8 protein-coding genes are annotated in these 10,729 nt (G+C 71.1%); 3 read left to right on the plus strand and 5 right to left on the minus strand.

All coding sequences use genetic code 11. From position 1 onward, the window contains the following. Positions 1-69: 69 nt before the first annotated feature. From OG542_RS24040 to OG542_RS24050, 3 genes are all read right to left on the minus strand, one after another. Positions 70-1,683: a sodium/solute symporter gene (locus tag OG542_RS24040; protein WP_311126098.1), complete on the minus strand. Its 1,614-nt coding sequence runs from the start codon at positions 1,681-1,683 to the stop codon at positions 70-72. Further along, positions 1,680-2,114 (minus strand): DUF485 domain-containing protein, encoded by a 435-nt coding sequence (locus tag OG542_RS24045; protein ID WP_261682697.1) that lies wholly within the window; start codon positions 2,112-2,114, stop codon positions 1,680-1,682. Before OG542_RS24045 ends, OG542_RS24040 begins: the two co-directional genes overlap by 4 nt. A gap of 193 nt (positions 2,115-2,307) precedes the next feature. Beyond that, positions 2,308-3,528 carry a hypothetical protein gene (locus tag OG542_RS24050; RefSeq protein WP_328413628.1) on the minus strand — a complete coding sequence of 407 codons (1,221 nt, stop codon included), beginning with the start codon at positions 3,526-3,528 and terminating at the stop codon, positions 2,308-2,310. A 251-nt stretch (positions 3,529-3,779) separates the two neighbouring features. On the opposite strand from OG542_RS24050, the gene OG542_RS24055 reads away from it, so the two are divergent. Continuing rightward, the gene (locus OG542_RS24055; RefSeq protein WP_328413629.1) at positions 3,780-3,938 is read left to right on the plus strand and encodes a hypothetical protein; all 159 of its coding nucleotides are present in this window, start codon (positions 3,780-3,782) and stop codon (positions 3,936-3,938) included. A gap of 867 nt (positions 3,939-4,805) precedes the next feature. On the opposite strand, the gene OG542_RS24060 is transcribed toward OG542_RS24055, so the two are convergent. Continuing rightward, positions 4,806-5,312, minus strand: coding sequence for a GNAT family N-acetyltransferase (locus tag OG542_RS24060; RefSeq protein ID WP_328413630.1), 507 nt, complete (start codon positions 5,310-5,312; stop codon positions 4,806-4,808). Positions 5,313-5,332: 20 nt separating this feature from the next. Next, positions 5,333-6,826, minus strand: coding sequence for an MFS transporter (locus OG542_RS24065; protein WP_328413631.1), 1,494 nt, complete (start codon positions 6,824-6,826; stop codon positions 5,333-5,335). A 497-nt stretch (positions 6,827-7,323) separates the two neighbouring features. On the opposite strand from OG542_RS24065, the gene OG542_RS24070 reads away from it, so the two are divergent. Together OG542_RS24070 and OG542_RS24075 are read left to right on the plus strand one after the other, a co-directional pair. After that, positions 7,324-8,112, plus strand: coding sequence for an ABC transporter ATP-binding protein (locus tag OG542_RS24070; RefSeq protein ID WP_328413632.1), 789 nt, complete (start codon positions 7,324-7,326; stop codon positions 8,110-8,112). Next, positions 8,109-10,688: an ABC transporter permease gene (locus OG542_RS24075; protein WP_311126092.1), complete on the plus strand. Its 2,580-nt coding sequence runs from the start codon at positions 8,109-8,111 to the stop codon at positions 10,686-10,688. Before OG542_RS24070 ends, OG542_RS24075 begins: the two co-directional genes overlap by 4 nt. The last annotated feature ends 41 nt before the right edge of the window (positions 10,689-10,729 follow it).

Here is a 10,729-nt window from a genome sequence, read left to right on the forward strand (position 1 = left end):
CGTGTGGGTGACGCCCCGACGGCCGCTCGTACGCGAGGCTGACGGGGCGTCGTGCCGTGCCGCTTCCGGTCAGTGGTTCTTGCGTACCGCGCCGGCGAGGATCCAGCCCTCCACCGCCTCGTACTGGTGGCGTTGTTCCTCCGACTTGCGGCGGCCGGAGGCCAGCGTGCCGAGCCAGCCGCAGGCGAAGCCCAGGGGTATGGAGAGCAGGCCCGTGGTGGTGAACGGGAACCAGTTGAAGTCGGCGTCGGGGAAGGCCGAGACGGGTGAGCCGGAGACCAGGTTGGTTCCGGGCATCAGCAGCAGGACGCCCAGCGAGCCGCCGATGAGGGTGCTGAGCAGGCCCGTCCGGGTGTAGCGGCGCCAGAAGAGGCTGTAGACCAGCGCGGGCGCGATGGCCGAGGCGCCCAGGCAGAAGGACAGTGTCACCAGGGGCTGCAGGCTGCGGTGCTGGACGAGCGTGGCCAGCAGGATCGCCGGGATGCCCACCGCCAGCGCCGAGAGCCGGGCCAGTGTCATCTCGCGGCGTGGTGACATCTCCTGCACCCGGGCCGCGAACACGTCGTGCGCGAGGGAGTTGGCGCAGGCGAGGATCATGCCGGCGACGGAGGCGAGCAGCGTGAGGAAGACGGCCGTGGTGACGGTCGTGAACAGGAACGTCTCAGCCGTCGACACCTGCGCGCCGAACGCGGCCTGCGAACCCAGCAGATAGGCCGTGTTGCCCTGCGGGTCGACCTGCGCGATCGCCGCCCGGCCGACCAGCGCGGTCGCGCCGAAGCCGATGACCGTGATGACGAGCACGAACAGGGTCACGCCCGACACCGCCCAGGACATCGAGCGCCGCACCTGCCGGGCACTGGAGGCGGTGTACATGCGCATGGTGACGTGCGGCAGGACGCCACCGCCGAGGACCACCGTCAGATGCGCGGTGATCATGTCCAGGCCGGGGCTGGGCCCGCCCGCGAACTGCAGGCCGGACGAGAGGAACGCCGAGCCCACGCCGCTGTTGTCGGCGGCCGCGCCGAACAGGGCCCCCGGGTCCCAGTCGAACCGGTTCAGGATCAGCAGCGCGACCACCATGCCCGAACCGAGCAGCATCACGATCTTCAGGATCTGGATGAGGGCGGTGCCCTTCATACCGCCGATCGCCGCGTAACTGATCATCAGCGCGCCCACGCCGATGATGCAGCCCGTCTGCATCGACTCGCCGGAGAAGCCGAGGATGAACGCCATCAGCTGCCCGGTCCCCGCCAACTGCACCAGCATCAGCGGCACCAGTGCCGCCAGCGTCACCGCACAGGCCGCGATCCGCACACCGCGTCCCGGCATACGGCGGGTCAGCGCGTCGCCCATGGTGAACCGGCCCGCGTTGCGCAGCGGTTCCGCCAGCAGGAACATCAGCAGCATCAGCGACAGGGCCGTGCTCAGGGCCAGTACGGTGCCGTCGTAGCCGAAGAGGGCGATCACGCCGCCGGTGCCGAGGACGGTCGCGGCGGAGATGTAGTCGCCGGCGATCGCCAGGCCGTTGCGCATGGGGGACAGGGAGCTGTAGCCGGTGTAGAACTCGTCGAGGTCGTCCCGGTCCGGGCCCGTCATCACGCACAACAGCAGGGTGATCGTGGCCACCGAAGTGAAGCCCACCAGGGACATCGCCTGGGCGTTGCCGCTGAACTCGCTGATCACCGTGCGCCCTCCCGCTTGGCGTCCAGTGCGGCCTGCTTGCGTATCCGGTCCGCGATCGGGTCGACGCGACGCCGGGCCGTCTGCTCGTACAGGGCGATGGCCAGCCACGTCACGGGGACCTGGATGAGGGCGAGCAGCAGGCCGGTGGGCAGGCCGTCGGTGACGGTGCTCGTCATGAACGACGGTGCGAACGCCGAAAGGATCAGGAACAGGGTGAAGTAGCCGAGCGCCGTGAGCGTGGCCACGCGCCGCTGCCAGCGGTAGGCGCTGCGCAGGACCCGCAGGTCGCTGTGGTGCCCGAGCGCGGTATGGCGTTGGGGGCGCCGCTCGGGCGGTTCGGGCGGTTGCTGCGGCTGCCAGGGGTAGGTGTCGTAGGAGGGCGAGGATTCGCGTGGTGGGTACGGATAGGACGCTGACGGGTCGAAGGACATCCCGTGTCTCCTTGCGAGGGGTTGGATCCGGTGCGGCGGGCCGCAGGGAGGTGGGGGGCGGGAGCCATGCACGTTACTTCGCGGTACCGGGGCAGCGCGAGGGTTTGGCCAAACTGATCGGTCGGTACGCGCTTACCTTTCCGGCCTCGGGTGTTACCCCAGTTGACGCGGGTTTTCGTGCGTCCTCAGCGGGCTACTTGAGATGGATCAGCGCCACGGACGCCGGCACTTCGGAGTGATCGTCGAACGTCGCGCCGAACGCCAGCCGCCGGTCGATCCGGCGCGGAACCGAACTCTGCGCGCGGACCGTGAAGTTGACCCCGATCCGCCCTCCGGCGGGGACACGTATGCGGGTCGCCTCCCGGCCCTGCTCTGCCCGCCCCTGTTCCGCCCGGACGGTCCACCCTCCGCCCACCGGCTGCGCCGCGACCGTCACCTGGCGTGCGGTGTCGCCGAAGTTGTAGACGTCGACGGTCATCCGCGTACGGCGGCCGAGGCGGTAGCCGTGTGGCGGCGGCGCGTCCCCGTCGTCCTTGCCGGGGGCGGCGTCGCGGGCCGAGAAGCGCTGGGCGAGGACGATGTGTTCGGCGGGGGAGAGACGGGCCCTCGGGCGGGTGGTGGCCGGCGGCGTGGGCGGGTCCGCGGGGGTGACGACGTACAGGGGGTCGCGTGAGGCGGTCACCGGCCGCCCGGTGGGGAGGCGGCGGCCCATCATGTCGTAGGCCGTCCCCGTCACATACCGGTCCAGGCGCACGGGCCGCTGCGCCCACACGACCGTGACCCGCTCGCCGCGCCCGCTGTCGAAGGCGAAGCCCCGCACTCCGTCCGGCAGGCGGGGCGCCGGGCCGGTGAAGTGTGCCGCGCCGAGCAGCGAGGTGAGTGCCGCGAACGCGCTGTAGGCGGGCAGGGGCCGGAAGTCGCGGTCGAGCAGGCCGAAGTAGACGCCGTCGTCGTGCAGCGGCGGGCCGGCGAACCAGAACTGCCGGTCGTTCCCCGCCGCCAGGCCCTCCACCGTCGAGCGCACCACGTACCGGGCCTGCGCGATCTCCTGCCCGGGCGTCAGGTCCTCGCCCGGCCGTGCCTTCTGGAACGCGCCGCACTCCGTCATCCACAGCGGTACGTCCGCCTGGTGCCGGCGGGCCAGTTCGTGCTGTTCGTCCGCGGCGCCCGGGAAGCTCGGTTCGCCCGGTTCCGAGGGGTCCGGGTAGCCGTGGAAGGCCCATACGTCGGCGTACCGCACCACGTCGTTGGCGAGCATCAGGTCCTGGAAGGGGCAGGTCTGCGCGATGCCCGGCAGGACGACCAGGCAGGGCTCGGGCGCCGCGTCCTTGATGCCGAGCGCGGCGGCCTTCACGAACGCGGCGTGGGCGTCGCCGGTGCTGCGGGTGGTGTCGACGTCGGGTTCGTTCGACAACTGGAGGGCCTCGGGGGCGGGCGGCCGCCGCCAGACGGCGGGCGTAGCGGTAGGCGTGCCTGAGGTCCGCCGGGAGCGGCAGCGAGGCGTCGGTCATGGCCCACTCGGGGGCGGGGGAGAGCACATCGAGGACGGCCAGGCCGTGGGCGCGCAGGGTGCGGGCGCGGCGGTCGTGCTGTGCCGTGTCGTACACGCCGGGTGCCGGTTCGGCCGCGGGCCAGGACTGGCCGTCCCGTACCCAGCCGGCTCCCATGTCCCGCAGGGCGGCGGCGAAGTCCGCGAGCCGGGACGGCGGGACGAGGGAGGACGCCCAGACGTTCACGCCGAAGCGGCTGGTGGGGCCGGTGACGGCGGGCCGTGCCGGCAGACGCGCGAACCGGCCCGTCACGCCGTCCGCCCTCACGAGGTAGTGGCCCGGGGGCAGATCGGGGAGCGTGACCGTCGTACCGGCGTCACCGGCGGGGATGGTGGCCTGGCCGGTGGTCACCTGGCGGCCGTGGTGGTCGCTGACGGTGTACCGCACTCGGTACGCGCGCGTGGTGTGCCCGTCGAGGGTCAGGCGCAGCCGGGCCGGTTCGCCCGCGCGGTGCCGGGGAACCGACAGCTCGCGCAGGGCCGGGTGCCCCTCCAGGCGGCGCAGGGTGAAGCGGTCCAGGGTCAGGACGTACGCGGTCGTGTCGTCGAGGACGGCCGGTTCGGTGACGCGGAAGGTGAGCGTGTCGGTGCCGCCTCGCAGTTCGACCACGCCCAGGTCCAGCACGGACAGGTCGCCCCACGCGGGCGGCGACTCGTACCAGTGCGGTTGCGAGCGGGCGATCTCGGTGAACGGGCCGTCGTTCACGGACAGGTGCGGGTAGGAGGCGAGGGCTTCCGTGTGCGGTGTCTCGACCGGTGCCGTCGCCACGGCGGTCAGCGCGTAGACCCCGGCCCGCGGGACGTGCACGGTGTACGTCGCGTGCCAGCCGGTCGGGGCCGGGGGTTTCTCGGCCGTCCATAACCCCAGATATCGCCCTCCGGAGGCCCTGCGGTCCCGGCGGACGGGGATGTTCGTCCGCACCGCGGCCTCGCCCTGCACCGTCACTGTCACCGTCGTGGGCGTGGCCGCCGAGACGGTGGCACCGCTCGCCGCCACCACCGCTCCGAGTCCCGCCGCCATCGCCGTGCGCCTGTTGAGGTCCATGCCACCAGCAGACACGCACCGCCCACCGCCGCGCGTCACCCGCAAGAGTGCCCGGCCCCGGAAACGGGTCGGGGTCGCGCCCTAGGGGCCTAGGGGCCTAGGGGCTCTCGGGGCCGGCGTCGAGGTGCCGGCGTACGTAGCGGACTCCGGGGCGGCCGTCCACGGTCGTGTCCTCCACCCGCGTGAAGCCGCTACGGGCCAGGACCCTCATGGAGGCCGGGTTGTCGAGCGTCGTGACCGCGGTGAGGGACGTCAGCCCGTAGTCGGTGGCGGCCAGGCGGCACACCTGCGCGACGGCCGCCGTCGCCACGCCCCGCCCCGCGGCCCGTTCGCCGACGCGGTAGCCGAGTTCGGCGCTTCCGTCCGCCAGATCCATCAGGTTCACCCGGCCTATCAGGTTCCCCTCCTCCAGGACGACATGGAAGCGGCACACGCGCGCGTGCTGCTCGGCCAGTAGCGCCCGGTGGCGTTCGGCGAACCCCGCCGCCGTGAAGTAGACGTCCCCGCGGTCCGGCACCGTGCGGCAGAAGTACGCCCGGTTCTCCCGCTCGAAGGCCAGCAGCGCGTCCGCGTGATCGGCTCGGAGTGGTTCCAAGGTCACCATGGGCGGGAGGATACGGACGCTCAGTCCTTGAGCACCGGGAATTTCCGGGGCGCGAGGAACAGCAGCACCAGGAACGCCAGTGCCGCCGCGCACGAGGCGCCCAGGTAGACGGCGTGCACCGCGTCGGCGATCGCCCGCCGGGTCGCCTCGGGCGCGCTGCCCGAGTCGAGTGCCCGGGTCACCGAGTCGAGGTCGCTCGCGCCGCCGAGCCTGGCGGCCAGCACCCCGTTGGCGACCGCGCCGAAGAGAGCCGCGCCGATCGTCTGGCCGGTCTGGCGGCAGAAGAGCACGGACGCGGTCGTCGTACCGCGCTCGGCCCAGCCCACCGTCGACTGCACCCCGACGATGAGCGGCAACTGGAACAGGCCCAGCGCGGCGCCGAGCAGAAGCATCAGCAGCGTCGGCTGCCAGGCCTGCCCCGGGTAGGGGAGAAAGGGGAACGCGAACAGGATCAGCGCCGCCGCGCCGATGCCCAGCATCGCGGTGTTGCGGAAGCCGATCCTGCGGTACACGTGCTGGCTCAGGGCCGCCGATATGGGCCAGCTCAACGTCCATACGGAGAGCACGAATCCGGCGGCCACGGGCGCCAGGCCCAGCACGCCCTGGGCGTAGGTGGGCAGGAACACCGTGGGCGCCACCATCAGCAGGCCCAACGCGCCCAGGGCCAGATTGACCGCGGCGATCGTGCGGCGCCGCCACACCCAGCCCGGGATGATCGGCTCCGCTGCCCGCCGCTCCACCAGCACCACCACCGCGACCAGGGCGAGTCCGGTACCGAAAAGGGCGAGCGAGGGCGCCGACAGCCACGGCCACGCCACTCCGCCCTGCACCAGGGCCGTGAGCAGGACGCCGCCGCAGGCGAACACCGTGAGCGCGCCCGCCCAGTCCACACGCGCGTGCGCGCCGGTTTCCCGCTCCGGCTCGTGCAGATGACGCACGATCAGCCACAACGCAACCGCGCCGATCGGCAGGTTGACCAGGAAGATCCACCGCCAGTCCGCGTACGCGGCGAGCACTCCGCCGAGACCCGGGCCGGCGACCGCGGACACCGCCCACACCGTGGAGAGCTTCGACTGGATCTTGGGGCGGTCCTTCAGCGGGTACAGGTCGGCGGCGAGCGTCTGCACCGTGCCCTGGAGCGCGCCGCCGCCCAGCCCCTGCACGACGCGGAAGGCGATGAGCGCTTCCATGTTCCAGGCCAGCGCGCACAGCAGGGAGCCGAGGAGGAAGACCACCGAGCCCACGACGAGGACCGGTTTGCGGCCGAAGGTGTCGGAGAGCTTGCCGTAGACGGGCAGGGTGACGGTCACGGCCAGCAGGTATCCGGAGAACAGCCAGGAGAAGAGGGAGAATCCGCCGAGGTCCGCGACGATCTGCGGCACGGCGGTCGAGACGATGGTGGAGTCGAGCGCCGCCAGCGCCATCGAGAGCATCAGCGCGGCGACGACGGCTCCACGCCGGCCGGTCGCGGCGGGACGCGCTGCCTCACGTGCCGCGGAACTGGTGCTGCCCACCCCGGGTGCCTCCCCCTCGCGCCTGCCTGCCCCTTGCACCTATCTAGCGAAGGACAGCTTCCCACTTGGCCCGCCCGTCGCCCGACCGCCACCCCTCAACGACGCGCTACGCGCGACCCCAGTCTGATTCAAGCCGCAGGAGGGTGGAGCCTGGATGGGCCGACGGGTGGAGCGAACCCTGAGACGGCCTCCACCCTTCGGTGGACTGCCCCTAGGGGTACCTCCGTACTACGACCTGGGGAGGGTTCGTACCGGCGGAGGACGAGACGCGGAGGGGCCTGTCCTTAACCTGGCTTTACGCCGTCGGGGGGCGGCTGCGCACACCGGCGGGGGTGGGGTTTTCCACAGCAAAAGACTGCGCTGAACACCAGGGCGCAGGACCCCTCCCCGCCGCGAGACTGAACCGCGTCGGACGAGTTGCGTCGTCCGGCCTCACCCAGCGGCTGTCGACCAGGCGACCGTCTTCACCATCTGCTGACCGATATAGGAGACATACCGTGACATCGGCTGTGACCATTCCCAGGCACGGGGGTACTGGCGGGCGTACGGCCGTTGCCGCACGGGCGCGGCAGGTCGTGAAGGCGTACGGATCCGGTGAGACCCGGGTCGTCGCCCTCGACCACGTCGACGTGGACATCGCACGCGGCCAGTTCACCGCGATCATGGGCCCCTCGGGGTCCGGCAAGTCCACGCTCATGCACTGCCTGGCCGGGCTCGACACCGTCACCGGCGGGCAGATCTACCTCGACGAGACCGAGATCACCGGTCTGAAGGACAAGAAGCTCACGCGCCTGCGCCGGGACCGGATCGGGTTCATCTTCCAGGCGTTCAACCTGCTGCCGACGCTGAACGCGATAGAGAACATCACGCTGCCCATGGACATCGCCGGCCGCAAGCCGGACAAGGAGTGGCTCGGTCGGGTCGTGGAGACCGTCGGCCTCTCCGACCGTCTCAAGCACCGGCCCACCCAGCTCTCCGGCGGCCAGCAGCAGCGCGTGGCCGTGGCGCGGGCGCTGGCGGCCCGGCCCGAGATCATCTTCGGGGACGAGCCGACCGGAAACCTCGACTCGCGCGCGGGCGCCGAGGTGCTCGGCTTCCTGCGCCGCTCCGTCGACGAGCTGGGCCAGACCATCGTGATGGTCACCCACGACCCGGTCGCCGCCAGCTACGCGGACCGCGTCCTGTACCTCGCCGACGGCCGGATCGTCGACGAGATGTACAAGCCGTCCGCGGAAGCCGTCCTCGACCGCATGAAGGACTTCGACGCCCGGGGGCGCACGTCATGACCGTCATGAAGACCTCGATGCGCAACTTCCTCGCGCACAAGGGCCGCATGGCGCTGTCGGCGATCGCAGTCCTGCTGTCGGTGGCCTTCGTCTGCGGGACGCTCGTCTTCACGGACACCATGTCCACCACGTTCGACAAGCTCTTCGCGGCCACCTCCTCGGACGTGACGGTGAGCCCCAAGGGCGCCTCCGACAGCGGTGAGACGACCGCCGACAACGGCAAGCCGCCGGTCATGCCGGCCTCCGTGCTCGCCGAGGTCCGCAAGGCCGACGGCGTGAAGTCCGCCGAGGGCACGGTGTTCTCCACCTCGGTGACCGTCGTCGACGCCGACAAGGACAACCTGTCGCCCTCCAGCGGCGCCCCGACCATCGTCGGCGGCTGGAACAGCAACGAAGCCCGCACCATGAAGATCACCTCCGGTGCGGCACCCAAGAGCGCCGACCAGATCATGGTCGACGCCGACACCGCCGACAAGCACGGCCTGAAGCTCGGCGACCCGATCGGCGTGATCAGCGCGACGGGTACCCACACCGCGAAGATCTCCGGCATCGCCGACTTCACCGTCACCAACCCCGGCGCCGCGATCTTCTACCTCGACACCAAGACCGCCCAGCAGACCCTGATCGGCGAGAGCGGCGTCTACACCAACGTCAACGTCACCGCGGCCGCCGGCGTCAGCGACGCACAGCTGAAGAAGAACGTCACGGCAGAGCTGGGCGCCGACTTCCAGGTGAAGACCGCCAAGGAGACCGCCGACGCCAACCAGAAGGGCGTCGCGGGCTTCATGAACGTCATGAAGTACGCGATGCTCGGCTTCGCCGGGATCGCCTTCCTCGTCGGCATCTTCCTGATCATCAACACCTTCTCCATGCTGGTCGCCCAGCGCACCAGGGAGATCGGCCTGATGCGGGCGATCGGCTCCTCCCGCAAGCAGGTCAACCGCTCCGTGCTGGCCGAGGCGCTGCTGCTCGGCATCGTCGGCTCGGTGCTCGGCGTGGCCGCGGGCGTCGGCCTCGCGATCGGCCTGATGAAGCTCATGGGCCAGATGGGCATGGAGCTGTCCACCGACGACCTGACGGTGGCCTGGACGACCCCGGTCGTCGGACTGGCCCTCGGCGTGATCGTCACCGTCCTGGCCGCCTACCTGCCCGCCCGGCGCGCCGGCAAGATCTCCCCGATGGCCGCGCTGCGCGACGCGGGCGCCCCGGCGGACGCCAAGGCCGGCTGGATCCGCGCCGCGATCGGCACCGTCCTCACCGGCGGTGGCGCCTTCGGCCTGTATCTGGCGACGGCGGCCGACCAGGCCAAGGAGGGCTCGCTGTGGCTCGGCCTCGGCGTGGTGCTGTCGCTGATCGGCTTCGTCGTCATCGGCCCGCTGCTCGCCGGCGGTGTGGTCCGGGTCCTCGGCGCCGTCCTGCTGCGCATGTTCGGCCCCGTGGGCCGCATGGCCGAGCGCAACGCCCTGCGCAACCCGCGCCGCACCGGCGCGACGGGCGCCGCGCTGATGATCGGCCTCGCCCTGGTGGCGTGCCTGTCCGTGGTCGGCTCCTCCATGGTGGCGTCCGCCACTGACCAGCTCGACAAGACCGTCGGCACGGACTTCATCATCCAGTCCGACAGCGGCCAGCTGATCACCTCGCAGGCGGTCAAGGCCGCGAAGTCCGCGTCGGACGTGGAGCGGGTCACCGAGTACAAGTGGACCCAGGCCGACTTCACCACCCCCGACGGCAAGACGCTCAAGGACACGGCGATCACGGCCGCCGACCCGTCGTACGCGACCGACCTGCGCACCGAGACGGTCGCCGGCAAGCTCCCCGACGCCTACAAGCCCGACTCGATGTCGGTTCACGAGAAGTTCGCCAAGGACCACGGCATCAGCCTCGGCTCCAAGGTCTCCGTGGCCTTCAAGGACGGCCGTACGGCCGACCTGACGGTCCGGGCGATCACCAGCAGTGACGTCGTGATCGACGCGGGCGCGATGTACACGTCCATCTCGACGATGGCCAAGTACGTCCCGGCCGACAAGATGCCGCTGGACTCGCTGCTCTTCGTCAGCGCCAAGGACGGGCAGCAGGACGCCGCCTACACCTCCCTGAAGTCGGCCATGCACGACTACCCGCAGTACACCGTGCGCGACCAGACCGACTACAAGGAAGCCCTGAAGGACCAGATCGGCCAGCTGCTCAACATGATCTACGGCCTGCTGGCCCTGGCGATCATCGTGGCCATCCTGGGTGTCGTGAACACCCTGGCCCTGTCCGTGGTGGAACGCACCAGGGAGATCGGCCTGATGCGGGCGATCGGCCTGTCCCGCCGCCAGCTGCGGCGCATGATCCGCATGGAGTCCGTCGTCATCGCCCTCTTCGGTGCCCTCCTGGGCCTCGGACTGGGCATGGGCTGGGGCGCCACCGCGCAGCAGCTGCTCGCGCTGGAGGGCCTGATGGTCCTGGAGATCCCCTGGCCGACGATCATCGGCGTCTTCGTCAGCTCGGCGTTCGTGGGCCTGTTCGCGGCACTGATCCCGGCGTTCCGGGCGGGCCGGATGAACGTCCTGAACGCGATCGCGACGGAGTAGCGGAGCAGTCATCACCGAGAACCACCGCACACGGGGGTTGC

The organism is Streptomyces violaceus, from assembly GCF_036014075.1.
Lineage (GTDB): Bacteria > Actinomycetota > Actinomycetes > Streptomycetales > Streptomycetaceae > Streptomyces > Streptomyces violaceus.